Origin of the sequence: Zavarzinia marina (assembly GCF_021568905.1) — a bacterium.
Taxonomy (GTDB): domain Bacteria; phylum Pseudomonadota; class Alphaproteobacteria; order Zavarziniales; family Zavarziniaceae; genus Zavarzinia; species Zavarzinia marina.
In genome coordinates this window covers 577,784-602,883 of record NZ_JAKGSB010000002.1, presented here as the reverse complement: position 1 = coordinate 602,883, position 25,100 = coordinate 577,784, and the positions used below count along the sequence as shown (strand labels likewise).

At 67.7% G+C, this 25,100-nt stretch carries 25 protein-coding genes; 16 read left to right on the top strand and 9 right to left on the bottom strand.

Annotation, left to right across the window (positions count from 1 at the left end; genetic code table 11):
* Positions 1 to 21: 21 nt before the first annotated feature.
* Positions 22 to 1,020 (top strand): WD40/YVTN/BNR-like repeat-containing protein, encoded by a 999-nt coding sequence (locus tag L2U69_RS08605; RefSeq protein WP_236106375.1) that lies wholly within the window; start codon positions 22 to 24, stop codon positions 1,018 to 1,020.
* A 63-nt stretch (positions 1,021 to 1,083) separates the two neighbouring features.
* Here L2U69_RS08605 and L2U69_RS08600 read toward each other — a convergent pair whose 3' ends face one another.
* A complete protein-coding gene (locus L2U69_RS08600) occupies positions 1,084 to 1,527 on the bottom strand; it encodes a hypothetical protein (RefSeq protein ID WP_236106374.1) in 444 nt (147 codons plus the stop codon).
* Between the two features lie 90 nt (positions 1,528 to 1,617).
* On the opposite strand from L2U69_RS08600, the gene L2U69_RS08595 reads away from it, so the two are divergent.
* Positions 1,618 to 2,772, top strand: a complete 1,155-nt coding sequence (locus L2U69_RS08595; protein WP_236106373.1) for a PQQ-dependent sugar dehydrogenase — start codon at positions 1,618 to 1,620, stop codon at positions 2,770 to 2,772.
* Positions 2,769 to 3,305 carry an NUDIX hydrolase gene (locus L2U69_RS08590; protein ID WP_268967297.1) on the top strand — a complete coding sequence of 179 codons (537 nt, stop codon included), beginning with the start codon at positions 2,769 to 2,771 and terminating at the stop codon, positions 3,303 to 3,305. The genes L2U69_RS08595 and L2U69_RS08590 overlap by 4 nt, the downstream gene beginning before the upstream one ends.
* Before the next feature lie 51 nt (positions 3,306 to 3,356).
* Here L2U69_RS08590 and L2U69_RS08585 read toward each other — a convergent pair whose 3' ends face one another.
* Positions 3,357 to 3,911: a cell wall hydrolase gene (locus tag L2U69_RS08585; RefSeq protein WP_236106372.1), complete on the bottom strand. Its 555-nt coding sequence runs from the start codon at positions 3,909 to 3,911 to the stop codon at positions 3,357 to 3,359.
* A gap of 86 nt (positions 3,912 to 3,997) precedes the next feature.
* Entirely contained in the window at positions 3,998 to 5,845 is a 1,848-nt protein-coding gene (gene ilvD / locus L2U69_RS08580; protein WP_236106371.1) for a dihydroxy-acid dehydratase, read from the bottom strand.
* A gap of 186 nt (positions 5,846 to 6,031) precedes the next feature.
* Between ilvD and L2U69_RS08575 the strand changes: the two genes are divergently transcribed.
* Positions 6,032 to 6,484 carry a hypothetical protein gene (locus L2U69_RS08575; RefSeq protein ID WP_236106370.1) on the top strand — a complete coding sequence of 151 codons (453 nt, stop codon included), beginning with the start codon at positions 6,032 to 6,034 and terminating at the stop codon, positions 6,482 to 6,484.
* A gap of 75 nt (positions 6,485 to 6,559) precedes the next feature.
* Positions 6,560 to 7,264, top strand: a complete 705-nt coding sequence (locus L2U69_RS08570; RefSeq protein ID WP_236106369.1) for a DUF1223 domain-containing protein — start codon at positions 6,560 to 6,562, stop codon at positions 7,262 to 7,264.
* A 27-nt stretch (positions 7,265 to 7,291) separates the two neighbouring features.
* Here L2U69_RS08570 and L2U69_RS08565 read toward each other — a convergent pair whose 3' ends face one another.
* Entirely contained in the window at positions 7,292 to 7,576 is a 285-nt protein-coding gene (locus L2U69_RS08565; RefSeq protein WP_236106368.1) for a hypothetical protein, read from the bottom strand.
* 218 nt (positions 7,577 to 7,794) lie between these two features.
* Here L2U69_RS08565 and ccoN point away from each other — a divergent pair, with 218 nt between their 5' ends.
* From ccoN to ccoS, 8 genes are read left to right on the top strand one after another with little or no spacing between them, the layout of a single operon-like run.
* Positions 7,795 to 9,282, top strand: a complete 1,488-nt coding sequence (gene ccoN / locus L2U69_RS08560) for a cytochrome-c oxidase, cbb3-type subunit I (RefSeq protein WP_236106367.1) — start codon at positions 7,795 to 7,797, stop codon at positions 9,280 to 9,282.
* Between the two features lie 13 nt (positions 9,283 to 9,295).
* Positions 9,296 to 10,033 carry a cytochrome-c oxidase, cbb3-type subunit II gene (ccoO, locus tag L2U69_RS08555; RefSeq protein WP_236106366.1) on the top strand — a complete coding sequence of 246 codons (738 nt, stop codon included), beginning with the start codon at positions 9,296 to 9,298 and terminating at the stop codon, positions 10,031 to 10,033.
* A 15-nt stretch (positions 10,034 to 10,048) separates the two neighbouring features.
* The gene (locus tag L2U69_RS08550) at positions 10,049 to 10,222 is read left to right on the top strand and encodes a cbb3-type cytochrome oxidase subunit 3 (protein ID WP_236106365.1); all 174 of its coding nucleotides are present in this window, start codon (positions 10,049 to 10,051) and stop codon (positions 10,220 to 10,222) included.
* Between the two features lies 1 nt (position 10,223).
* On the top strand, positions 10,224 to 11,105 hold the full coding sequence (ccoP, locus tag L2U69_RS08545; protein ID WP_236106364.1) for a cytochrome-c oxidase, cbb3-type subunit III: 882 nt from the start codon (positions 10,224 to 10,226) through the stop codon (positions 11,103 to 11,105).
* A gap of 16 nt (positions 11,106 to 11,121) precedes the next feature.
* The gene (ccoG, locus tag L2U69_RS08540; RefSeq protein ID WP_236106363.1) at positions 11,122 to 12,570 is read left to right on the top strand and encodes a cytochrome c oxidase accessory protein CcoG; all 1,449 of its coding nucleotides are present in this window, start codon (positions 11,122 to 11,124) and stop codon (positions 12,568 to 12,570) included.
* Positions 12,567 to 13,058 (top strand): FixH family protein, encoded by a 492-nt coding sequence (locus tag L2U69_RS08535; protein ID WP_236106362.1) that lies wholly within the window; start codon positions 12,567 to 12,569, stop codon positions 13,056 to 13,058. Before ccoG ends, L2U69_RS08535 begins: the two co-directional genes overlap by 4 nt.
* On the top strand, positions 13,055 to 15,256 hold the full coding sequence (locus L2U69_RS08530; protein ID WP_236106361.1) for a heavy metal translocating P-type ATPase: 2,202 nt from the start codon (positions 13,055 to 13,057) through the stop codon (positions 15,254 to 15,256). Before L2U69_RS08535 ends, L2U69_RS08530 begins: the two co-directional genes overlap by 4 nt.
* Complete coding sequence (gene ccoS, locus L2U69_RS08525; RefSeq protein ID WP_236106360.1) at positions 15,253 to 15,417, top strand: cbb3-type cytochrome oxidase assembly protein CcoS; 165 nt, start codon at positions 15,253 to 15,255, stop codon at positions 15,415 to 15,417. The genes L2U69_RS08530 and ccoS overlap by 4 nt, the downstream gene beginning before the upstream one ends.
* A gap of 175 nt (positions 15,418 to 15,592) precedes the next feature.
* On the opposite strand, the gene L2U69_RS08520 is transcribed toward ccoS, so the two are convergent.
* Genes L2U69_RS08520 through L2U69_RS08505 form a run of 4 tightly spaced genes read right to left on the bottom strand, consistent with a single transcriptional unit; the run spans position 15,593 to position 19,851 of the window.
* Positions 15,593 to 17,200, bottom strand: a complete 1,608-nt coding sequence (locus L2U69_RS08520) for an acyl-CoA carboxylase subunit beta (protein WP_236106359.1) — start codon at positions 17,198 to 17,200, stop codon at positions 15,593 to 15,595.
* Between the two features lie 4 nt (positions 17,201 to 17,204).
* Complete coding sequence (locus L2U69_RS08515) at positions 17,205 to 17,696, bottom strand: acetyl-CoA carboxylase biotin carboxyl carrier protein subunit (protein ID WP_236106358.1); 492 nt, start codon at positions 17,694 to 17,696, stop codon at positions 17,205 to 17,207.
* A gap of 41 nt (positions 17,697 to 17,737) precedes the next feature.
* A complete protein-coding gene (locus L2U69_RS08510; protein ID WP_236106357.1) occupies positions 17,738 to 19,222 on the bottom strand; it encodes an acetyl-CoA carboxylase biotin carboxylase subunit in 1,485 nt (494 codons plus the stop codon).
* Complete coding sequence (locus L2U69_RS08505; RefSeq protein WP_236106356.1) at positions 19,219 to 19,851, bottom strand: TetR/AcrR family transcriptional regulator; 633 nt, start codon at positions 19,849 to 19,851, stop codon at positions 19,219 to 19,221. Before L2U69_RS08505 ends, L2U69_RS08510 begins: the two co-directional genes overlap by 4 nt.
* A 140-nt stretch (positions 19,852 to 19,991) precedes the next feature.
* Here L2U69_RS08505 and L2U69_RS08500 point away from each other — a divergent pair, with 140 nt between their 5' ends.
* Positions 19,992 to 21,206, top strand: coding sequence for an acyl-CoA dehydrogenase family protein (locus L2U69_RS08500; protein WP_236106355.1), 1,215 nt, complete (start codon positions 19,992 to 19,994; stop codon positions 21,204 to 21,206).
* Positions 21,207 to 21,346: 140 nt separating this feature from the next.
* On the opposite strand, the gene serB is transcribed toward L2U69_RS08500, so the two are convergent.
* Entirely contained in the window at positions 21,347 to 22,246 is a 900-nt protein-coding gene (gene serB / locus L2U69_RS08495; RefSeq protein ID WP_236106354.1) for a phosphoserine phosphatase SerB, read from the bottom strand.
* Positions 22,247 to 22,285: 39 nt separating this feature from the next.
* On the opposite strand from serB, the gene miaA reads away from it, so the two are divergent.
* Together miaA and L2U69_RS08485 are read left to right on the top strand one after the other, a co-directional pair.
* A complete protein-coding gene (gene miaA, locus L2U69_RS08490; RefSeq protein WP_236106353.1) occupies positions 22,286 to 23,230 on the top strand; it encodes a tRNA (adenosine(37)-N6)-dimethylallyltransferase MiaA in 945 nt (314 codons plus the stop codon).
* Between the two features lie 98 nt (positions 23,231 to 23,328).
* Positions 23,329 to 25,089, top strand: coding sequence for an acetolactate synthase 3 large subunit (locus L2U69_RS08485; protein ID WP_236106352.1), 1,761 nt, complete (start codon positions 23,329 to 23,331; stop codon positions 25,087 to 25,089).
* The last annotated feature ends 11 nt before the right edge of the window (positions 25,090 to 25,100 follow it).

Sequence of the window (25,100 nt, the reverse complement as noted above, 5' to 3'; positions counted from 1 at the left end):
AAACGCCTGGGGGAGAGCTTTATGTCCGACCGTGTCGTTCCTTTCGGCCGCAGCGCCGTCGCCGCGCTGCTCGCGTTCGGTCTCGCGGCGGGCGCCGCCGCGATCGCGCGGCCGGCGCATGCCGAGGCCCAGCTCGGCCAGGACAATTTCGAACCCTTCCCCTCGATGAACCTGCCCTATGCCGACAAGGTGCTGATCAATGCCGTCACCAAGGTCGGCGATCACCTGGTGGCCGTGGGCAGCTGGGGCCACATCCTGATTTCGAGCGACGAGGGCCAGACCTGGCGTCAGATTCAGTCGCCGGTCAACGTGACCTTCACGGCGGTCCGTTTCGTCGACGACAAGCTCGGCTTCATCACCGGTCATGACGCGGTCATCCTGCGCACCGAGGACGGCGGCGACACCTGGGCCCTGGTCGAATACGACCCGGAACTCGAGACGCCCCTGTTCGACGTCTTCATGAACGACGACAAGTCGGGCTTCGCCATCGGCGCCTACAGCCTGGTGGTGGTCACGGAGGACGGCGGCAAGTCCTGGTCCACCAAGACCATGGGCGACCTCGACTATCACATGAACGCGCTCACCCAGGCGAAGGACGGCAAGATCTGGATCGCGGGCGAGGCCGGTCACGTGTTCGTGACCGATCCCCAGTTGTCCGAGCTGAAGGTCATCGAGACGCCCTACAGCGGCTCGTTCTGGAACGTGCTCGCGCTGGACGACGGCTCGGTGCTGCTGATGGGCCTGCGTGGTAATGTCTGGCGTACCACGGATCAGGGCGAAAGCTGGTCGCAGTCCGAGACCGGGACGATCTCCTCGATCCAGTTCGGCCGCGTCCTGAAGGACGGCCGTATCCTGCTGGTCGGGCTCGAGGGAACGGTGCTGATCTCCAAGGACGGCGGCAAGAACTTCGAGCGTATCGCCCGCGAGGATCGCAACGCGCTCGCCACCGCCTATGAAACCAAGGACGGCAAGATCCTGCTGTTCGGTGAAACCGGCTTCGCCGGCGCCCTCACCAACTGAATCCGAGAGGGCGCGGCCCGCGCGGCGGGTTTCGCCCGATCGAACGGCGCGCGGGCCGCGCCGTCAGGCCAGCCGCCGCAGGGTGGCGTGGGTGACCAGCACCCGCGTCTCGCCCTTGCCGTAGAGACCGTCGGTCATCCGCTGCAGCACCTGTGTCAGGCGCACCACGTCCGGCGTCTGGCGCAGGTCCAGGCGGTCGACATAGGGGTCCAGGCAGCGCAGATAGGCGTCGCGCAGCACCGGCAGTTCGTGCGAGATGCGATCGCGCAGCATCGCATCCCCGATATCCAGATTGGTGACCAGGGTCATGATCGCCCGGACCTTGCCCCGGCGCACGACGCTGATGTTGAATGGCGCCAGGATGACGATGGTGCCGACGATGTCGATACCATCGCGGGAGGCTTCCGCGCGGGCGCCACGGGCGCCGGCGCCGGCAAGCCCCGCGCCAAGCGCGAGGGTCAGGAAATGACGGCGGTTCATCGGGAAGGGTTTGGCGGCATCGGGCATGGCCGGCATCCTGCCAGACGCGGGTTAACAGCTTCCTTCACCCTGCTGACGCTCGCCCTCGCATCGCCGGCACACGGCTCGGAGCCGGGCATGTCGATCTCGGTCGATCCGGCCGACCTGCCGCCGCCCCATGCCACGGGCAGCGCCTACAACGGTCCGCGCAAAGTGGCGCGGCCGGATGGCGTGGCGCCCGTGGCGCCGCCCGGCTTCGCGGTCAATCTGTTCGTCGACGGGCTGGCCCATCCCCGCGCCTTCGCCGTGGCTCCCGATGGCGCGATCCTGCTGGCGCAGTCGCGGGCCGGCGTGGTCACGCGCCTGGTCGACGGCGACGGCGACGGCGTGGCGGAGAGCCGCAGCGCCTATCTCGACGGTCTCGAACTGCCCTATGGCCTCGCCTTCCAGGGCGAGACGCTCTTCGTCGCCGATGCCCATGGCGTCTGGCGCCTGCCCTACGACGGCGCCGAGCGGGCGGCGGCCACGCCCGAGCGGATCACGGCCGAGGACGATTTCGGCGAGCCGGGCGGCCATTGGACCCGCAATCTCGCCTTTTCGGCGGATGGTTCCGCCTTTTTCGTCGCCATCGGCAGCGAGGGCAATCTGGCGGAGGAGCCGGCGCCCCGCGCCACCATCCGGCGCTATCCCGCCGCCGGCGGCACGGGCGAGACCTTCGCCGCGGGGCTGCGCAATCCGGTCGGTCTCGCGGTCGAGCCGGGGACCGGCCATCTCTGGACCGTGGTGAACGAGCGCGACGGCCTCGGCGACGATCTCGTGCCCGATTATCTGGCGGAAGTGGTGCAGGGGGGCTTCTACGGCTGGCCCTATGCCTACATGGGTGTGCCGGACCCGCGCTTCGGCGACCGCAGCCCCGATCTGGTCGCCGCCACGCGCATGCCGGAGGTCCTGTTCCGCAGCCATTCCGCCCCCCTCGGCCTCGCCTTCTACACGGGTGCGGCATTTCCCCCCGACTATCGTGGCGACGCCTTCGTCGCCTTGCACGGAAGCTGGAACGCCGGCACGCCGCGCGGCTATCAGGTCGCGCGCGTCGATTTCGAGGAAGGGCGGCCGGTCGCCAATCGCTATGAAATCTTCCTCGACGGTTTCCGCCTCGATGCCCCGGGCAGCGACGGTCGGGCGGAAGTCTGGGGCCGGCCCGCCGCCGTCGCGGTGGCGCCCGACGGCGCCCTGCTGGTCGCCGACGATGTCGGCGGCACGATCTGGCGCGTAGCCTATGAGGGCGGCGAATGAAACCCTGGAAACGCCTCGCCCGGCGCACGGTCTATGAAAGCCGGCCGTGGCTGACGGTCCATGTCGACACACTCGAACTGCCCGACGGCAAGGTGGTGGAGGAATTCCACACCCTCGAACTCGCCCCCTATGTCCTGATCCTGGCGGAAACGCCGGCGGGCGATCTCGTCATGATGCATCAGTATCGCCAGGGCGTGGGCGGTGCCTGCCTGTCCCTGCCGGGGGGCATGATCGACCCGGGCGAGACGCCGGAACAGGCGGCCCGGCGCGAGCTTCTGGAAGAGACGGGCTATGCGGCGCCGGACTGGCGTCACGTCCAGTCCTTCGTCTCCATGGCCAATATGCACGGCTGCACCGGCCATCTGTTCCACGCCAGGAGCGCGGTGCCGGTCGCCGCCGCCGATTCAGGCGACCTCGAGGAAGCGGAAGTCCTGACCCTCGACCGCGACACGGTCCGCGCCGCGATAGGCGAGGGCCGCCTCGCCGTCGTCAACATCCTGATGGCCGCGGGCCTCTGGCTGGCGGGGGTCTGAGACTTGCGTCGCCCCGGCGCGGGCCGGGACGGCGTGTGCCGATTGCCCAACTCAGCGCAGGAACATGTGGTTGCCGATCTGGGCGATGGGCTGCAGTCTGCGGGTCCAGCGCGGCGGCTTGCGGTTCAGGATGGTCGAATAGAAGTAGTGGGCGCCGCCGGTCGGGTCCGCCACCCGTTCGCTCAGCACCGCCTCGGCCATGATGGCGGCGGTCTGCCAGCGCTGGCTGCTGCCGATCGCGGCGGATACCGCGCCGCGCGGGACCTTGCGGGTCCAGCCGAACTGATGCGGTTCATAGGTGACGTCGCAGATGGTCGTGCCCGCCGGGCGCACGTCCAGCCGGTTCAGCACCACATGGGCGACCGCCGCCATGCCGTCCGGCCCTTCGCCGCCGGCTTCGTAATAGATGTTGGCGATCAGGCAGTCGCGGTCCGCCGGGGCGACGGTGCGGCCGGGCGGCGGCACGGCGATGGGCAGGGGCGCGACGTCGACCATCGGCACGGCGGCCGGGGTCGGCGCCGGCGGCGGCGCCTTGCCGGCGCAGGCGCCGAGCCCGAGCAGGGCGCTCAGCGCCATGCAGGCCGTGGCGGCGGCGATGCGGTCCATGCCGGTTTCCCCCTTCGACGATCCCCGCCGGAATCTTCCCCCAGGGCCGGCGTCGCCGCAACCCCGGGGCGATCCGCGCTTGCGGGTCAGAGGTGGGAAACGTCGCGCACGGCGCCCTTGGCGGCGCTGGTCACCATGGCGGCATAGGCCTTCAGCGCGGCGGAGACGCGGCGGGCGCGGGGCGCCGCCGGCTTCCAGGCGTCCTTGCCCTTGGCCTCCATGGCGGCGCGGCGCGCGGCCAGCACCTCGTCCGACACGTCGACCCGGATGATCCGGTTCGGGATGTCGATGACGATGGTGTCGTCTTCCTCGATCAGGCCGATGGCGCCGCCTTCGGCCGCTTCCGGGCTGGCATGGCCGATGGAAAGCCCCGAGGTGCCGCCCGAGAAGCGCCCGTCGGTCAAGAGGGCGCAGGCCTTGCCCAGGCCCTTCGACTTCAGGAAGCTGGTCGGATAGAGCATTTCCTGCATGCCGGGGCCGCCGCGCGGGCCCTCATAGCGGATGATGACGACGTCGCCCGCCTTCACCTTGTCGCCCAGGATGCCTTCGACCGCCGCGTCCTGGCTCTCGAAGATGCGGGCGGGGCCGGTGAAGGACAGGTTCGAGGCATCGACCCCCGCCGTCTTCACGATGCAGCCGTCGAGGGCGATGTTGCCGTAGAGCACGGCCAGGCCGCCGTCCTTCGAGAAGGCGTGTTCGACGTCGCGGATCACGCCCGCCGAACGGTCGAGGTCGAGATCGGGGAAACGGCGGTCCTGGCTGAAGGCGACCTGGGTCGGCACGCCGCCCGGCGCCGCGCTGAACAGATGCAGCACCTCGTCCGAGGGCTTGCCCTTGACGTCCCATTTGTCCAGCGCCTTGCCGAGGCTGGAGGCATGGACGGTGCCGACGTCGCGATGGATCAACCCGCCCCGGTCCAGTTCCGCCAGGATGCCCAGGATGCCGCCGGCGCGGTGCACGTCCTCGATGTGGACGTCCTGCTTGGCGGGCGCCACCTTGCAGATATTGGGCACGCGGCGCGACAGGCGGTCGATGTCGGCCATGGAGAAGTCGACGCCGCCCTCGAAGGCGGCGGCCAGCAGGTGCAGCACCGTATTGGTGGAGCCGCCCATGGCGATGTCGAGGGTCATGGCGTTCTCGAACGCCTTGAAGCTGGCGATCGAACGCGGCAGCACGCGCTCGTCCTCGCCCTCGTAATAGGAGCGCGCCAGATCGACGATCAGCCGCCCGGCCCAGAGGAAGAGTTCGCGGCGGTCGGCATGGGTGGCGACGATGGTGCCATTGCCCGGCAGCGACAGGCCCAGGGCCTCGGTCAGGCAATTCATCGAATTCGCCGTGAACATGCCGGAGCACGAACCGCAGGTCGGGCAGGCGGAGCGTTCCATCTCGAGGCTTTCCGCGTCCGAGACGTTGGGATCGGCACCGGCGATCATGGCGTCGATCAGATCGACCGCCAGTTCCTTGCCCTTCCACTTCACCTTGCCGGCCTCCATCGGCCCGCCGGAGACGAAGATCGTCGGGATGTTCAGGCGCAGCGCCGCCATCAGCATGCCCGGCGTGATCTTGTCGCAATTGGAGATGCAGACCAGCGCGTCGGCGCAATGGGCATTCACCATGTATTCGACCGAATCCGCGATGATGTCGCGCGACGGCAGGCTGTAGAGCATGCCGTCATGGCCCATGGCGATACCGTCGTCGACGGCGATGGTGTTGAATTCCTTGGCGATGCCGCCCGCCTTCTCGACCTCGCGCGCGACGAGCTGGCCGAGGTCCTTGAGGTGCACATGGCCCGGCACGAACTGGGTGAAGGAATTGGCGATGGCGATGATCGGCTTGCCGAAATCGCCTTCCTTCACGCCGGTCGCGCGCCACAGGGCGCGGGCACCGGCCATGTTGCGGCCATGGGTCGAAGTCTGGGAGCGGTAGGCGGGCATGACGATCCCCAATTTTTTCTCTGGGGCCCGGAATGCAACACTTGCGGGCGATAGGCAAGCGCGAAGCCGGCAATGCCGCCTTCGCTCAGATCAGGGCTCGGGAATTCCCGGCCGTGCCGGCAATGAAGGCTCGACAAGACCGCGTCGCTGGCTTGTGATGGTGGGAACGACAGCCGGGATTTCGCCATGGTGGAACCGATCGTCCAGCCCGACCCGCGCGACCGCAACCTCGAGGCGCGGATCGGTCGCCTGCTGGGCTGGCCGCTGGGGACCGACGGCGGCGAGGCGGTGGCCGTCGGCGATCTGATCGTCCGCGCCGGCGACGATCCGGCGGTCATCGCCCGGCGCATCCTGCGCACCGACGGCGGTCCCGCCGAACTCGCCAACCTGCTGCGCCGCACCCGGCTCGACGGCGAGCCGTGCCCCGATCCCGACGGGCTGGCCCTCGTCATCCTGTCCTCGGTCCGGAACGGCCGCACCGGCCACGAACGCCCGGCCGACCGGGGCGCGCTCGCCCTCATCCTGGTGCCCAGCCTGATCGCCGGCCTCGGTCTCGCCGGCGGGCTCAGCCCCTATCTGGCGATCCTGCTGGTGGGCGCCGGCTGGATCGTCGGCTGGAAGCTGCTGGGCCGGGACTGAGGCCCTTTCCGTAACTTCGCATCGCCTTCGGTCGAACCTTCAGGCGGGTGCGGGGCCAGACGGGAAGGACAGACCATGCGCATCGCCTTCGTCATCGCGGTTCTCGCCGTGCTCGCCGTCCTGGGCCTTCGGGCGGCGGCGGCTTCCGATCGGCCCGTGGTGGTCGAACTCTTCACCTCACAGGGCTGTTCGTCATGCCCGCCGGCCGACGCCTTCCTGCGCGACCTCGCCACCCGCGACGACGTGCTGCCGCTCGCCTTTCATGTGACCTATTGGAACCGTCTCGGCTGGCACGATCCCTTTTCGCTGGAGGCGGGCACCGATCGTCAGCGTCTCTATGCGGCGCTGCTCGGCCAGCGCCAGGTCTATACGCCGCAGATGGTGATCGACGGCCGTCGTCAGGCCGTCGGTTCGGACCGGGCGGCGGTGACGGCCCTGATCCGCGCGGCCGCAGAACAGGAGGGCGGCGTGACGGTGACGGCGCGGCGAATCGGCGACGAGATCGGCATCGCCGTCGACGGCACGGGAACAGGGGAGGGCACGGGGCGGGCGCTGGTGCTGCTGGTCGGCTATGACCCGTCGCATCGAACGGCGGTCGGCCGGGGCGAGAATGGCGGGCGGACCCTGCTGGAAGCCAATATCGTGCGCAGCCTCGACGTCGCGGGCGAATGGCGCGGCGAGGCCGTAATGCTTCAAGCCCGCGCCGGCGCGGGCGAACGTTTCGCTGTCCTCCTGCAGGCGGGGGACGGCGCGATCATCGGGGCGGCCCGCGTGGAGTGACCTGGGCAGGGATCCCTTCGGCGCCGGTCAGATCCGGCGCGCGAAGTAATGCATGCTCATCACGAAGGCGAAGGCCATGAAGCCGAAGCCGGCGACATAGCCGTATTGATCCGGTGCCCGCGCGGCCAGGAACACGCCGAACAGGGCGATCAGCAGGAACGACAGACCCATCAGGACGGGGGCGATGACGCCGCCCTGGTCGTCCGCCTCGACCTCGGGAACGAGAGCGAGGGCCGAGACGGCATGCGCGTCGGCGGTCTGATGCGCCTGTTTGGAATGGGCCTCTGGGGCGAGGTTTTCGGCAAGGCTCATGGTCTCAACTCCGTGGCTCGATCGGCAAAGCCTAGCCACGGGCGGGGGCGCCGCCGTGATCTGGATCAAGATTCGACCAAAGAAGGGGCCGGACGCGCCCGCGAGGTCGATTTGTCGCAAAGGCGGCCCGGCCTCTCGTGATCTGGATCAAGGCGGCTGATCACTCGGGCGCCCACATTCCCGTCTTGTTCGCACGGTCGCCATAGAGGGGCAAGACCATGACTGTAGCATCCATGACTGCCGGGGGGGCATCCCCGGGCCGGGTCATCGATGCACCCGTCGTCTACAAGGACGACGTGGTGCGTTGGTTCATGATCGCGGCAATATTCTGGGCCATCGTCGGCATGCTGGTCGGCGTGGTGATCGCGGCCCAGCTCACCTTTCCGGCGCTGAATCTCGGCCTGCCGTGGACCACCTTCGGCCGCCTGCGGCCGGTCCACACCTCGGGCGTGATCTTCGCCTTCGGCGGCTCGATGCTGATCGGCACGTCGTTCCACATCGTCCAGCGCACCTGCCGGGCCCGCCTGTTCGGCGGCTTCGCCTCGGAATTCGTGTTCTGGGGCTACCAGTTCTTCATCGTGATGGCGGCGCTGTCCTACGTCCTGGGGGGGTCCCAGTCCAAGGAATACGCCGAGCCGGAATGGTATCTGGACATCTGGCTGGCCGTCGTCTGGGTGACCTATCTGGTGGTCTTCCTCGGCACGATCATCAAGCGCAAGGAGCCGCACATCTATGTGTCGCTCTGGTACTTCCTCGCCTTCATCGTCACGATCGCGATCCTGCACATCGTGAACAACCTGGCAGTGCCGGTGTCCTTCCTCGGCTCGAAGAGCTATTCGCTGTTCTCTGGCGTGCAGGATGCCATGACGCAATGGTGGTACGGCCATAACGCGGTGGGCTTCTTCCTGACCGCCGGCTTCCTGGGCATGATGTATTACTTCATCCCGAAGCAGGTCGAACGCCCGGTCTGGTCCTATCGCCTGTCGATCGTGTCCTTCTGGTCGCTGATCTTCGTCTACATCTGGGCCGGTCCGCACCACCTGCATTACACGGCGCTGCCCGACTGGGTGCAGATGCTGGGCATGACCTTCTCGATCATCCTGTGGATGCCGTCCTGGGCTTCCATGGTGAACGGCATCATGACCGTCTCGGGCCGCTGGGACCGCCTGCGCACCGATCCGATCCTGCGCTTCATGATCGTCGCCGTCGCCTTCTACGGCATGTCGACCTTCGAAGGCCCGCTGATGTCGATCCGCGCGGTGAACGGCCTGTCGCATTACACCGACTGGACCGTCGGCCACGTGCATTCCGGTGCGCTCGGCTGGAACGCCTTCATCTCCTTCGGCGCGCTCTACTATCTGGTGCCGCGTCTCTGGGGCCGCAGGGCGGTGTTTTCCGAGAACCTGGTCCGCTTGCACTTCTGGCTCGGGACCATCGGCATCGTCCTCTACATCACCTCCATGTGGGCCTCCGGCATCATGCAGGGCCTGATGTGGCGGGCCTACGACAGCCTCGGCTTCCTGCAGTACAGCTTCGTCGAGACCGTCGCCGCCATGCATCCCTATTACGCGATCCGGACCCTGGGCGGCCTGTGCTTCCTGTCGGGCGTGCTGGTCATGGCGTGGAACCTGTGGATGACCGTCAAGGCCGGCGAACCCGCCGAGACCGAGGCGCCGCCCGCCCCCGCCCTGCAACCGGCCGAGTGAGGGAGGACATACAATGGCAAACGTCTATTCCGTCCACGACGTCCTCCAGAAGCATTCCATCAAGCTGATGGTCGGCATTCTGGCGGCCGTCTCCGTCGGCGGCCTGGTCGAGATCGCGCCGCTGTTCATGATCGAGAACACCATCGAGAAGGTGGAGGGCATGCGCCCCTACACCCCGCTGGAACTCGCCGGTCGCAACATCTACATCCGCGAGGGCTGCTACCTCTGCCACAGCCAGCAGGTCCGCCCCTTCCGTGACGAGGTGGAACGCTACGGGCCCTACAGCCTGGCGGCCGAGTCGATGTACGACCATCCGTTCCAGTGGGGCTCCAAGCGCACGGGGCCGGATCTTGCCCGCGTCGGCGGAAAATATTCCGACGAATGGCAGGTCCGCCATCTGATCCACCCGCAGGACGTGGTGCCCGAATCCGTGATGCCGTCCTACGCCTTCCTGGCGGCGACGCCCATCGACGGGTCCGAGATCGCGGATCACCTGCGCGCGCTCCGCGTCACCGGCGTGCCCTATACCGACGATCAGATCGCCCATGCGGCGGCTGATTTCTCGGCGCAAGGGTCGGCCGAAGGGGCGGACGCGGATTTCGATGCCCGCTGGCCCAAGGCCGCTTCGCGCGACTTCGACGGCAATCCCGAGAAACTGACCGAGATGGATGCCCTGGTGGCCTATCTCCAGATGCTCGGCACCCTCGTCGATTTCCCGAAGATCGTGCCTGACGCCGACTTCAACCGCTGAGACGGGAGATTCGAGATGGATTTCTACGACACGCTGGTCTGGAGCCGGATCCTCGGCCTCGCGATCTTCTTCGGCCTCTTTGCCGTCTTCGTCTTCTGGTCCTACCGGCCGGGCGGTCGTCGCTATTACGACGATGCCGCCCAGGTGCCGTTCCGGGACGAGTCGAAGCATGCCGGCGCGGAGAACTGACATGAGCGAAAAACGCAAATACGAAGTCGACCCGGTGACGGGCAGCGCCATCCACCCCTATACCTGGGACGGTATCGGCGAACTCGAAACGCCGCCGCCGCGCTGGTGGGTGCTGACCTATGCGGTCTGCTTCCTCTTCGCCGTCGGCTGGTGGATCGCCTTCCCGGCCTGGCCCTATATCTCGGGCTATACCACGGGGCTTCTCGGCTATTCGACCCGCGCCGAAGTGGCGGAGGAACTGGCGGCCGCCAAGGCCGCGCAGGCCCCCTACAACAATAAGCTGGCGGCGCTTTCCTATGCCGAGATCGCGGCCGATCCGGAACTGTCGACCTTCGCCATGGCGGGCGGCAAGGCCCTGTTCGGCGAGAACTGCGCGCAGTGCCACGGCTCGGGTGCCAATGGTAACGTTGGCTATCCCAACCTGCTCGACGACGACTGGCTGTGGGGCGGCGACTACGAGACCCTGCAGACGACGATCGAGCACGGTGTCCGTTCGACCAACGACGAGGAAACCCGTCAGGCCATGATGCCCGCCTTCGGCAAGGACGGCATCCTGACCCGCGAGCAGGTCGACGACACGGTCGCCTATGTCCTGTCGCTTTCCGGCACGGTCCCGGCTGATCCGGCGGCGGCTGAGCGCGGCGCCCAGGTCTTCGCCGACAATTGCGCCGCCTGCCACGGCGATGCCGGCGCGGGCCTCCGGGAAATGGGCGGGCCGCGCCTCGACGATGCGATCTGGCTCTACAACGGCGATGCCAAATCGATTTCGAACCAGATCTGGAACCCGCGTCACGGCGTGATGCCGGACTGGGCGGGACGTCTCGATCCGCTCGCGATCAAGAAGCTCGTCTTCTACGTCCACAGCCTCGGCGGCGGCGAGTAACCGCGGAGGACCGACCATGAGCATGACCATGACCCAACGTACCCAGACGACGATCGACGAGGCGGACATCCCCGTCTGGTCGCACCGGCCGAAGGTTTATCCCAAGAAGGTGAAGGGCCCGATCCGGAACCTCAAGTGGCTGGTCATGGCCGTGCTCCTGGCCATCTATTGGGGGGTGCCGTGGTTCCGTTTCGACCGCGGCCCCTTCGCCCCCGACCAGGCGATCCTGATCGACCTGCCCGGGCGCAAGGCCTATTTCCTGTGGTTCGAGATCTGGCCCCAGGAAGTCTATATCGTCACCGGCCTCCTGATCGCGGCGGCCATCGGCCTGTTCTTCATCACCGCCATGCTGGGCCGTGTCTGGTGCGGTTACGCCTGTCCGCAGACGGTCTGGACCGACCTCTTCATGATGGTCGAGCGCTGGATCGAGGGCGACAGGGCGCAGCGCATGAAGCTGGACCGCCAGCCCTTCTCGGTGAGGAAGCTGGGCAAGCGCGCCGCCAAGCACGCCTCCTGGGTCTTCATCGGCATGATGACCGGCGGCGCCTGGATCCTCTATTTCAACGACGCGCCGACCGTGGTGCCGGACCTCTTCACCGGCGATGCGGGCACGGCGGTCTATGCCACCGTCGCCTTCCTGACCTTCACCACCTATCTGATGGCGGGCGTGGCGCGCGAGAACGTCTGCACCTTCATGTGTCCCTATGCCCGCTTCCAGTCGGCCATGTTCGACAAGGACACGATGGTGGTCACCTATCATCCGGCCCGGGGCGAGAAGCGCGGCAAGCACAAGGCCGGCGAAAGCTGGGATGGCCGCGGTCACTGCATCGACTGCCGGCAATGCGTCGAAGTGTGCCCCACCGGCATCGACATCCGCGAAGGCCTGCAGATGAGCTGCATCTCCTGCGGTCTCTGCGTCGATGCCTGCAATTCGATCATGGATCGCGTCGGCCTGCCCCACGGCCTGATCGCCTATGACACCGAACGCAACATCGAACTGAAGGCGGCGGGCGAAAAGCCGCGCTGGAACTTCCTGCGCCTGCGCACCCTCGGCTATGGCCTCGTCTTCGGGCTGGCGATGCTCGGCGTGCTCTATGCCCTGGTCGCGCGCCAGCCGCTCGATGCCTCGGTGCTGGCCGACCGCAACCCGATCTTCGTCCGCCTGTCGAACGGCGACCTGCGCAATGGCTATACATTGAAGCTCCTGAACAAGAGCACCCAGCCGCAGCACGTGCAGGTGACGGCCGATCTCGCCGGCGGCGAGGTGATCGTGCTCGGCCACGAGGAAGAGGTCCAGCCGACGATCGAACTGGCGCCCGACGCGGTCGCCGCCATCCGCGTCTTCGTCCGCCTGCCGGCCAACGACTGGACCGGCACGCCGCGGGACTTCGACTTCACCATCCATGATACGGCCCGCGGCCTGACCGTCGCCGTGCCGACCCGTTTCGAGGGGCCCGCGCGATGAGCATCACCATGGAAAACGCGCCCCGCCGGGGTGGCCTGACCGGTCGCAAGGTGGCGGCGATCCTGGTCGCATTCTTCATGACCATCACGGCCGTCGACGTGATCATGATCACCTCGGCCCTGGACAGCCAGCCCGGCCTCGTCACCGACCATGCCTATGAGAAGGGCCTCGCCCATAACGAGGTTCTGGCCGCCAAGGCGCGCCAGGACGCGCTCGGCTGGCGGGTCGCGGTCGAGCGGACGGGCGGCGCGGTCATGCTTTCGATCGTCGATTCGGCGGGCGCGGGCGTTGCGGCGGATCGCGTCGAACTTCGCCTGCTGCGCCCCAGCGACGCGAACCAGGACCGTGTGCTCGTTCCGGAAGCCATAGAAGCCGGCCGGTTTCGTGCTGAAATCGGCGCGGTTACGCCCGGCCTCTGGCAGCTCGCCGTCACCATCCGCCGGGGCGACGATCGCTTCGACAGCCTGAAGACATTGGTGATCGAATGACCCTCGCCGCCGATCATGGACGCCTCGAGACGGCCCGCGCCCTCCCGGTGGAGACCGTGGACGGCGCGAACCGGATCATGCTGGCGATCGACGGCATCTCCTGCTCGGCCTGCGTCCAGCGTATCGAACGCGCCCTGAACGCGGAACCGGATGTGGTCGCGGCAAGGGTCAATTTCACCACGCGGCGCCTCGCGCTCACATGGAAGGGCGCGCCCGGCCGCGCTGCCGATTTCATCGAGCGCCTGTCGGACATGGGCTTTACCGCCCGGCCCTTCGATGCCGGCGCGCTTTCGACGGCCGATGCCGCACGCGACCGCCATCTGCTGCGCGCCATGGGTATCGCCGGCTTTGCCGCCGGCAACGTCATGTGGCTGGCGATCGCGGTCTGGGCCGGCGTATTCGAGGACATGGGCCCGGCGACGCGCAGCCTCCTCAACTGGACGCAGGCGCTGATCGCGCTGCCCGCCATCGCCTATTCCGGCATGACCTTCTTCGCTTCGGCCTGGGCTGCTGTCCGGGGCGGTCATGTGAACATGGATGTGCCGATCTCCATCGGTGTCATCCTGGCCGCCGGCATGAGCCTGGTGCAGACCGTGGTCGGCGCGCCGGAAGTCTATTTCGATGCCGCCATCTCCCTCGTCTTCCTGCTGTTGGTCGGGCGCTATCTCGATCACCGTGCAAGGGGCAGGGCACGCGCCGCCGCCGCCCATCTGCTGTCCCTGGCGGTCACCCATGTCACCCGCATCGCCGACGGCGGCCGCATCGAACAGGTGGCCTTGGAACAGGTGGCGCCGGGCGATCAGATCATCGTCGCCGCCGGCAGCCGGGTGCCGGTCGACGGCATGGTCTTCGCCGGACGCTCCGCCCTCGACACTTCGTCCCTGACCGGGGAAAGCGTGCCGGCCGACGTCGGCATCGGCGACCGCGTCTTCGCCGGCACCATGAACCTCGGCGCCGCCCTGACCGTGGAGGCGACGGCGATCGGTCCCGATACCGTCCTGGCCGAGGTCGTGCGCTGCATGGAGGCGGCCGAACAGGGGCGTGCCCGCTATGTCGTGCTGGCGGATCACCTCGCCCGGCTCTATGCCCCCGTGGTGCATTCGCTGGCCGCGCTCACCTTCCTCGGCTGGTGGCTCTGGCCGGTGGGCGCGCCCTGGACCGTGGCGCTGCTGAATGCCGTCGCCGTTCTCATCATCACCTGTCCCTGCGCGCTGGCGATCGCCGTGCCGGCGGTACAGGTCGCCGCCTCCGGCCGGCTGTTCAAGCGCGGCATCCTGATGAAGAGCGCGACCGCCCTGGAACGGCTCGCGACCATCGACACCGTCGTCTTCGACAAGACCGGCACCCTGACCGAAGGCCGTCCCGAACTGGTCGACGGCACCTTCCCGGCCGGCCTTGCCGATCTCGCCGCCGGCATCGCCGCCGCCTCCCGCCATCCGCTCGCCGAGGCGCTGCGCCGGGCCCGGCCCCAGGCGGGGGCCATCACCGATGTCACCGAGAAACCGGGCGACGGCCTGGAAGCCGTGATCGAGGGCCGGACCTTCCGCCTCGGCCGGCGCGATTTCGCCGCCCCCGGCGTGGCGGAGGTGGACGACGGCTGTGCCGAAATGTGGCTGGGCGGGGACGATATCGCGCCGCTGCGCTTCGCCTTCCGCGACCGCCCGCGTGGTGATGCGGCGGCGGTCGTGGCGGATCTGCGCCGCCATCACCGGGTCATCCTGCTCTCGGGCGACCGGGCGCCGGCCGTCGCCGCGCTGGCCGAGGCCCTGGGCATCACGGAATGGCGCGCCGCCTGCCGCCCGGCCGAAAAGGTCGCCGCGATCGAGGACCTGAAGGCGTCGGGCGCCAAGGTGCTGATGGTCGGCGACGGCATCAACGACGCGCCGTCGCTGGCCGCCGCCGATGCCTCCATGGCGCCCAGCGCCGCCGCCGACATCTCCCGCACCACCGCCGACGTGCTGTTCCAGGGCGCCGGCCTCGACGCCGTGACCGCGACGCTCGCGGTGGCGCGCCGCTCTCAGGTGCTGGTGCGCCAGAACCTCGGCCTGTCGCTGGTCTACAACGTCACCCTGGTGCCATTGGCGATTCTGGGGCTGGTCACGCCGCTGCTGGCGGCGGTCGCCATGTCGGCCTCGTCGCTCACCGTCATTCTCAATGCGCTCCGCCTCGGGCGCGCCGGAAAGGTCGCCGCCCAATGAACGTGCTGATCTATCTGATGCCGATCGCCCTGCTGCTCGGCCTCGGCGGCCTCGCCGCCTTCTTCTGGGCGATGCGCAGCGGCCAGTTCGAAGACCTGGACGGCGACGCCGCCCGCATCCTCTTCGAGGACGACGAAACGGCACCGCACCGCCGCGTCTGATCCCGATACCACCCCCTCACCCTATCCCTCTCCCCCAAGGGGGCCAGGGGACAGAACGAGCACCGAATTAAAGCCCTCGCCCCTTTGGGGAGAAGGTTGGGTGAGGGGCGAAACACCGATGCTTGCAAGAAGCCCGTCATCACGGCCTTCTGCCTCGACGACGAGAGGTTTCTGATTACATCCGGAAGACGCCGAAATGCGGCCGGTCGATCGGCCTGTTCAGGCTGGCCGACAGGGTGATCGCCAGGGCGTTTCGCGTGTCGACGGGATCGAGAATGCCGTCGTCCCACATCTCGGACGTCGAGTAATAGGCGCTCGACAGGCGGCGGTAATCCTCCAGGATCGGCTCCTTGATGGCGGCGACGGCTTCGGCCGACAGGGTCTCGCCACCGCGCGTCGCCTGGCGTACCTTCAGGTCGGTCAGGACGTTGGCGGCCTGATCGGCGCCCATCACGGAAATCTGGCTCTGCGGCCACATGAACAGGAATCGCGGATCGAAGGCGCGGCCCGACATGCCGTAATTGCCGGCGCCGAAGGAGCCGTTCACGATCACCGTGATCTTCGGCACTTCGAGGCCGGAGACCGCCATGATCATCTTGGCGCCGTCCTTGGTGATGCCGCGATGCTCGTATTCGCGCCCGACCATGTAACCCGTTATGTTTTGCAGGAACAGGATCGGCGTGCGGTTCTGATCGCACAATTGCATGAAGTGCGCGCCCTTCAGCGAGCTGTCGTTGAAGAGCACGCCGTTGTTGCCGATGATGCCGACGCGCATGCCATAGATATGGGCGAAACCGCAGATCAGGGTGGTGCCATAGGCCGGCTGATATTCGTGGAAGCGGCTGCCGTCGACGATGCGGGCGATCACCTCGCGCATGTCGAACTGCACCTTGATGTCGCGCGGGATGATGCCGTAAAGCTCCGCCGGGTCGTAATGGGGGGCTTCCGGCGCGATCCGCTCGATCTTCAGTTTCTCGGCGCGTTTCCAGGTGCCGACGATGTCGCGGGCGATGGCCAGCGCATGCATCTCGCTGTCGGCCGGATAGTCGGCGGTGCCGGAAATCTGGGTATGGGTGTCGCAGCCGCCCAACTCATCGACGGTAACGACTTCGCCGGTCGCCGCCTTCACCAGTGGCGGGCCGCCCAGGAAGATGGCGCCGGTGCCGCGCACGATGACGTTATATTCCGACAGTGCCGGAATATAGGCGCCGCCCGCCGTGCAATGGCCGAGCACGATGGCGACCTGGGGCACGCCCAGTTTCGACAGCGTCGCCTGATTGCGGAAGATGCGGCCGGCCAGATATTTGTCGGCGAAGAGATCGGCCTGCAGGGGCAGGAAGCCGCCGGCCGAATCGCACAGATGGACGACGGGCAGCCGGTTCTCGATCGCGATGTCGAGGGCGCGGACGATCTTCTTCACCGAAAGCGGATACCAGGCACCGCCCTTCACCGCCGGATCGTCTGCGTGGATGACCACTTCCTGGCCGGCGATCACGCCGATGCCGGTGACGATGGCCGCCCCCGGCACATCGCCGCCGTAGGCCTGATTGGCCGCCAGCGTCGAGAGTTCGAAGAAGGGCGTGCCGGGGTCCAGCAGGGCCTCGATCCGCTCCCGCACGCTCATCTTCTTCTGGCGCGCCAGGCGGTCGAGATCGCGCTGCGGACGCTCGAAGCGGGCCTTCCGGTGCTTCTCGGCCAATTGACCGGCGAGGTTACGGTTGTGGATGGCGTTCGCCTGGAATTCGGGCGACGAAATGTCGATCTGGGTTTCGATGAGGCGCATCGGCTCACTCCTCTTCCAGGGGGACGAGGGCGATGAGCGGTGCGCCCTTGTTGAAGGTCTTGCCGGCAGAGACGTGAACCGTCTCGATCACGGCATCGCGCGGCGCCTTGATCGCGGTTTCCAGTTTCATGCTCTCGATCACCATCATCACCTGGCCGGCAGCGACGCTCTGTCCCGCCTCGACGTTGACGGCGACGACGGAGCCGGGCATGGGCGCCGCGATGGCATCGGCCCCGCCGCCGGCGCCGCCCCTGGCGAAGCGATCGACCGGCTCGCGGAATTCGACGCGGTGGGCGCGGCCGTTCAGATGGACGTAGGCCACATTGCCGTCGACCGCGACGGCGACCCGGTCCATGACGTCGTCCACGCGGACGGCATAGCCGTGGAACGAGACCTCGTGGCTGCCTTCGGCGTCATGCAGGATATAGAGATCGTCGCCGGCGGGCGTCAGGCCCGCTTCGGCCTCGGTCTCGTCGATGATCAGCAGGTGGCGCATGGCGTTTCCTGTTTTCTGTCTTCCCGGCGGAGGGGGAGTGTTCAGTTGCGCCAGGCGCCGATGGCGGCATGGATGGCGGGGATGCGGTCGGCGGCGTCACGCGTGGGGCGCAGGCTGAGCATGGCGGCGGCCAGCACGCGGCGCGTTTCCTCGGCCGTCAGGGGCGGCTCCTCGGCGATGTCGGGCCGGGCGTCCAGGGTGCCGGTGTGAACCTCGCCCTTCACGAAGACCTCGTCCGCCAGCAGGCGGTCCAGAAAGGCGACATTGGTCTCGCAGCCCAGCAGGATCGTATCCGCCAAGGCTTCGCGCGCCTTGGCGATGGCGTCGGAGCGGTCGGTGCCATGGACGATCAGCTTGGCCAGCATGGGATCGAAGGCGGTGGTGACGGCCTGGCCCCTGGCGATGCCGCTGTCCATGCGGATGCCCGGGCCTTCCGGCCATTGGACGGCCAGCAGCTTGCCGGTGGTCGGCACGAAACCGCGCGCCGGGCTTTCGGCATAGATGCGCAATTCGATGGCATGGCCGGTCGCGGTAATCGTCTCTTGCGTTACCGGCAGCATTTCGCCGGCCGCGACCAGAAGCTGGATCTCGACGAGATCCAGGCCCGTAATCTCTTCGGTCACGGGGTGTTCCACCTGAAGCCGCGTGTTCATCTCCAGGAAGAAGAATTCGCCGTTGCCATAGATGAATTCGACCGTGCCGGCATTCCGGTAGTCGGCGGCCCGCGCGATGCCGGCCGCCGTCTCGCAGATGTCGCGGCGCTGTTCCGGCGTCAGCGCGGGCGAGGGGGTTTCCTCCACGATCTTCTGGAAGCGGCGCTGGACCGAACATTCGCGCTCGAACAGATGGACGACATTGCCATGGCCGTCGCCCATCACCTGCACCTCGATATGGCGCGGGTTCTCGACGAAGCGCTCGACATAGAGCCGGCCGTCGCCGAAATAGCGCTGACCTTCGGAACGCGCGCGGACGATCTCCTCGTCCAATTCCGCCAGGTCGCGGACGATGCGCATGCCCTTGCCGCCGCCGCCGGCCGAGGGCTTGATCAGCAGCGGCGCGCCGACGGCCCGCGCCCGCTCGACGAAGGTTGCGGGGTCATCGTCCTCGATCGCCGAGGGCGCGACGGGAAAGCCGCGGTCGGCGACGAATTTCCGCGCCCGCACCTTGTCGCCCATCAGTTCGATGGCGTCCGGCAGGGGCCCGACGAAGGCGATGCCGGCGGCCGCCACGGCGCGGGCGAAGCCGGCGTTTTCCGACAGGAAGCCATAGCCGGGGTGGATGGCGCCGGCGCCGGCCGTCTTCGCCGCCTCGATGATCTGCGCACCGTCGAGAAAGGCGGCGACCGGTGTCGGGCCCTTGATCTCGATGGCGATATCGGCCGCCTTGATGGCCGGCGCGCCCTTGTCGGCGGCATGGAAGACGATGGCGCCCCGAAGGCCGAGCCGTTTCACCGTGCGCAGGATGCGCAGCGCGATCTCGCCCCGATTGGCGACGAGGACGGTATCGAAGGGAAGATGTCGGGTCATGTCCTCGGGGCTTCCTCGGGATTCTTCTGTTGGGGCAGGCAGATGCCGCCGCAGATGAGGGCGGTGACGGATTGCGCCGTCGCCTCGACGTCCAGCTTTCCGTCGCCGTTCACATAGGGCCAGGCGATGTGCTCGATCGCGCCGAAGATGACGTCGCGGATCAGCCGGGCGGAGGCATCGGTCTTCACTTCGCCGGCGGCGATGCCGGCCTCGATCAGGCCGGTCAGCACCGAGGCATAGCGCCGGTTCAGGGTCTGGATCGTGGAGCCCTTGTAATCGCTGGCGACCCGGACCTCGGACAGGAACAGGCGGCACAATTCGCGGTCGGCGACGAAATTGCCGAGGTGGCGGCGCACCAGGGCGTGGAGCCGTTCCTCGAAGCCGGCATCCTTCGCCACTTCCTTCTCGAGGGCGGCGACCACGCGTTCGTAGAAGGCTTCGAGCACGCGGTAGAGGAGGTCGCGCTTATTGGAAAAATAGCGGTAGATCAGCCCGTCCGACACTTCGGCCCGCCGCGCGATCTCGGCGATGGAGGCGGCTTCATAGCCCTTGGCGGCGAAGACGGCGCTCGCCGCCTCGACGATGGCGTCGATCCGGCCCTGCATTCTCTCCGCGCTGATGACGGGCATTCACATCTCTCCCCTTGCCTCCGGCGCTATAATGAATATGCTTCATTTTAATCGTGTCAACCGGGGACATGCGGAAAACGCCCCCCAATAAAGCCCAGGCCCCAAGAATGCCCGGCCCGAGCCGGGGAGGAGAGAGACGGATGAGCGCGAACGCGGCCACGGCCGATTTCGGATTGAATTCCACGGCCCTGAACGGCTTCCGCCTGACGCCGGAGCAGCAGGAAATCCTCGATCAGGCGGACAAGTTCGGCCGGGGCGAGCTCTACGACCTCGCGCCCCGTATGGACGACGAGGAATGGTGGCCGCCCCAGGCGATGCCGGCCCTGGCCGGCATGGGTTTCCTGGGCGTCACGGTGGAACCGGAACTGGGCGGCGCGGGTGCCGATTTCTTCACTTCGGGCCTGATCGCCCAGGGCATCGCGCGCTGGAACCACGCCGTCGCGCTGTCCTATGTCGCGCATGAGAATCTGTGCCTGAACAACATCGCGCGGAACGGCAGCGACTATATCCGCCAGCGCTATCTGCCCGGGCTGATCGACGGCAGCAAGATCGGGGCGCTGGGCCTGACCGAACCGGGCGCGGGTTCCGATGCGCTGGGTTCCATGACCACGACGGCGCGGCGCGACGGCGATCACTACGTCCTCAACGGCCGCAAGCTCTATATCACCAACGGCCCCGTGGCCGACTATCTGCTGGTCTATGCCAAGACCGACAAGGCGGCCGGCGCCAAGGGCATCTCCGCCTTCGTCATCGAGAAGGATTTCCCCGGCTTCAAGGTCGCCCAGAAGCTGGACAAGATGGGCTTCCGGGGTTCGACCACGGCGGAACTCCTGTTCGACGATTGCCGCGTGCCGGCCGAGAATCTGGTGGGCGCCGAGAACAAGGGCGTGGCGGTGGTCATGTCGGGCCTCGACCTCGAGCGCGCCATCGTCGCCATGATCAATGTCGGCATGGCGGAACGCGCCTTCGATCTGGCCCTCGACTATGCCAAGACGCGCGAACAGTTCGGCAAGCCCATCGCCTCGTTCCAGATGATCCAGGCCAAGCTGGCCGAAATGTGGACCACGATCGAGACCATGAAGACCTTCTGCTATAGGACCCTCGCCGAGGCGAACGACCTTGGCGAAGGCGCCGGCGGCCGGGGCGACATCCACAAGCTGACGGCGGCCTGCATCCTCTATGCGGCGGAGGGCTGCACCCGGGTGATCTCGGATGCGGTGCAGATCCACGGCGGCGTCGGCTATATGCGCGAGGCGGAGGTCAACCGACTCTACCGCGCCTCCAAACTGCTGGAAATCGGCGCGGGCACCAGCGAGATCCGCAAGATGATCATCGCGGGCGAATTGCTGAAGTAGGTTACTCGGGACGAGGTGTTTTCAAGGGCGGTGTTTCGCCCCTCACCCACCCCTCTCCCCAGAGGGGCGAGGGCCTCTGCCGTGCCCTGGCCGGACTCCCTCGCCCCGCTTGCGGGGAGAGGGTTGGGGTGAGGGGGGCTTCAGCCCGCGAATTCGCTTTTCGGATAGCCCTGGAAATAGAGCAGGGTCGAGAGATCGCCGTGGTCGACCCGGGCGCGGGCGGCGGCGGCGACCTTGGGTTTCGCGTGATAGGCGACGCCGAGGCCCGCCGCCTCGATCATCGGCAGGTCGTTGGCGCCGTCGCCGACGGCGAGGGTCTCGTCCTGGGACAGGCCGAGGCGGTCGGTCAGGCCGCGCAGGGACGAGAGCTTGGCCGAGGCGCCGACGATCGGTTCCGCCACCGTGCCGTCCAGGGCGCCCGCCGCGATGCCCAGCACATTGGCGCGGTTCTCGTGAAAGCCGAGATGGGCTGCGACGCGGTGGGTGAAGAAGGTGAAGCCGCCGGAGACGAGGGCGCAATGGGCGCCGTTCGCCGCCATCGTCCGCACCAGTTGGCGACCGCCCGGGGTGAAGCCCACGCGCTCGTCGAAACAGGTCTGCAGCACCGTCTCGGGCAGGCCCTTCAGGCGGGCGACGCGGGCGCGCAAGGCTTGCTCGAAATCCAGCTCGCCGCGCATGGCGGCTTCGGTCACCGCCGCGATCTCGGCCTTCAGGCCGGCGAAATCCGCCAGTTCGTCGATGCATTCGACGGTGATCATGGTCGAATCCATGTCGGCGATCAGCAGCCGCTTGCGCCGGGCCGCGACGGGTTGGGCCAGGCGGTCGGCCGGCAGGCCGGCCAGGGCGATGTCGGCCACCGCTTCCGCCGTTTCCGCCGCCAGGCCGTCGAAGGGCAGGTCCAACGCCTCGTCCGGCGCCAGCCAGGCGGGCTCGCCCACCGTGGCGCCGGCCTTTTCCAGGGCGAAGGCGATGTCGGCGGCAAGGGCGGGGGACAGCGGCGCCCGCGAGGGGTTGCCGATCACGGTCAGGACGTGGTTCATCGCAGGATCTGTCTTGAATCTAACTCGGGTGAGGATCGCGTGGGCGCCACCGTACTGATCGCCGGGCCGACCGCAAGCGGCAAGTCGGGGCTGGCGCTCGCGCTGGCGCAATCCCTCGGCGGCGTCGTGATCAATGCGGATTCGATGCAGGTCTACGGTCGCCTGCGCATCCTGACGGCGCGGCCGGGCGCCACCGACGAAGCGCGCGCGCCCCACCGGCTCTATGGCGTCATGGACCCGACCGAAAGCTGTTCGGCGGCGCGCTGGGCCGACATGGCCCGGGCCGAGATCGCGGCGGCGCATGAGGCCGGGCACCTCGCCGTCGTGGTGGGCGGCACCGGGCTCTATTTCCATGCCCTGACCGAAGGCCTGGCGGATCTGCCGGCGATCGATCCCGCGGTCCGCACCCGGCTGATGGGCGATCTGGCGCGTCTGGGGGCGCCCCGGCTCCATGCGCGGCTTGCAACCCTCGATCCCGCGCTGGCGGCGCGGTTGAAGCCGGGCGACAGCCAACGCATTCTGCGGGGGCTCGAAGTCGCCGAGGGCACCGGGCGTCCGCTCTCCGCCTTCCAGGCCGAGCCGCCGCCCGCCCCGCCGGAAATCGGCGTCATCGCGCGTCTCGTGGTGGCGCCGCCCCGCGCCGCCCTGCTGGCGCGGATCCGGGGCCGGCTGGAAGCCATGGCCGGCGAAGGCGCCGTCGAAGAGGCGCGGGATGTCTCGGCTCTCGGCCTCGATCCGGCGCTGCCGGCGGCCAAGGCGATCGGGCTGCGGCCCTTCGCCGCCCATGCCCTGGGGCAGATCGACCTCGAAACCGCGATCGACAGGGCGGAGATCGAGACCCGGCAATATGCCAAGCGGCAGATGACCTGGGCCCGGGGCCGCATGGGAGCCTGGGCGTGGCTGGACGGTGCGCAAGAAACGAAAAGAATTATCGCTGATATCGAACAGAAAATGCGCACACAGGGGTTGACGGCGCAATCTTGAGCGACTAGCTTGCCGGCTCCGCGCCGTCTGGCGCGGTTTTGCCGTTTGTGGCGCGGCCGAAGGGCGGCCGGCCCGGAATTGAAGAAGGTAACAGTGTCATGTCGCAGAATGTGATGACCGGCGCGGAGATGGTTCTCAAGGCCCTGGTCGATCAGGGCGTAGACACGGTCTTCGGCTATCCGGGCGGTGCGGTGCTGCCGATCTACGACGCGCTCTATCAGCAGGAAGACATCAAGCACGTCCTGGTCCGCCAGGAAGGCGGCGCCGCCCATGCGGCCGAGGGCTACGCCCGCTCGACCGGCAAGGTCGGCGTGCTGCTGGTCACCTCCGGCCCCGGCGCCACCAATGCCGTCACCGGCCTGACCGACGCGCTGATGGATTCGATCCCGCTGGTCTGCCTGACCGGCCAGGTCCCGACCCATCTGATCGGCAACGACGCCTTCCAGGAGGCGGATACGGTCGGCATCACAAGGCCCTGCACCAAGCACAATTGGCTGGTGAAGGACATCAAGGACCTGCCGCGCATCCTGCACGAGGCCTTCTATGTCGCGCGCAGCGGCCGGCCGGGCCCGGTCGTCGTCGACCTGCCGAAGGACATCCAGCTGACCACCGGCGTCTACACCCCGCCGGCCAATGTCCAGCACAAGTCCTATCGCCCGCAGGTGAAGGGCGACCTGAACAAGATCCGCCAGGCCGTCGACATGATCGCGGCGGCGAAGAAGCCGATCTTCTATACCGGCGGCGGCGTCGTCAATTCGGGGCCCCAGGCATCGCAGCTCCTGCGCGAGCTGGTGCGCATGACCGGCTATCCCATCACCTCGACCCTGATGGGTCTGGGCGCCTATCCGGCCTCGGACAAGCAGTGGCTGGGCATGCTGGGCATGCACGGCACCTTCGAGGCGAACCACGCCATGCACGATTGCGACCTGATGGTCTGCGTCGGCGCGCGCTTCGACGACCGCATCACCGGCCGGGTCAACGCCTTCTCGCCGAATTCGAAGAAGATCCACATCGACATCGATCCCTCGTCGATCAACAAGAACGTCCGGGTCGACCTGCCGATCATCGGCGACTGCGGCCATGTCCTCGAGGACATGATCAAGGTCTGGAAGTCGAAGCAGCTCCGCCCCGACCGCGCGGCGCTGGAGGCCTGGTGGCAGCAGATCGACGAATGGCGCGCGCGCGACTGCCTGCGCTATCGCCCGTCGAACGAGATCATCAAGCCGCAATACGCGATCCAGCGCCTGCACGCCCTGACCAAGGGGCCGAACACCTACATCACGACCGAAGTCGGCCAGCACCAGATGTGGGCGGCCCAGTTCATCGGCTTCGAGGAACCGAACCGCTGGATGACGTCCGGCGGTCTCGGCACCATGGGCTATGGCCTGCCGGCGGCGATCGGCGTGCAGATGGCCCATCCGGACGCCCTGGTCGTCGACGTCGCGGGCGAAGCCTCGATCATGATGAACATCCAGGAACTGGCGACCGCCATCCAGTACCGGCTGCCGGTGAAGATCTTCATCCTGAACAACCAGTACATGGGCATGGTGCGCCAGTGGCAGGAACTGCTGCACGGCAACCGCTATTCCGAGTCCTACATGCATGCGCTGCCGGACTTCGTGAAGCTGGCGGAAGCCTTCGGCGCCGTGGGCCTGCGCTGCGACAAGCCGGACGCCCTGGACGACACCATCAACGAGATGGTCTCGATCAAGCGCCCGGTCCTGGTCGACTGCATGGTCGACCAGAAGGAGAACTGCTTCCCCATGGTGCCGTCGGGCGCCGCCCACAACGAGATGATCCTCGGCCCCGAGGACGAGGCGCACCGCGACATCTCGGCCGAGGGCATGGCGCTGGTATAAGGCATTCCAAC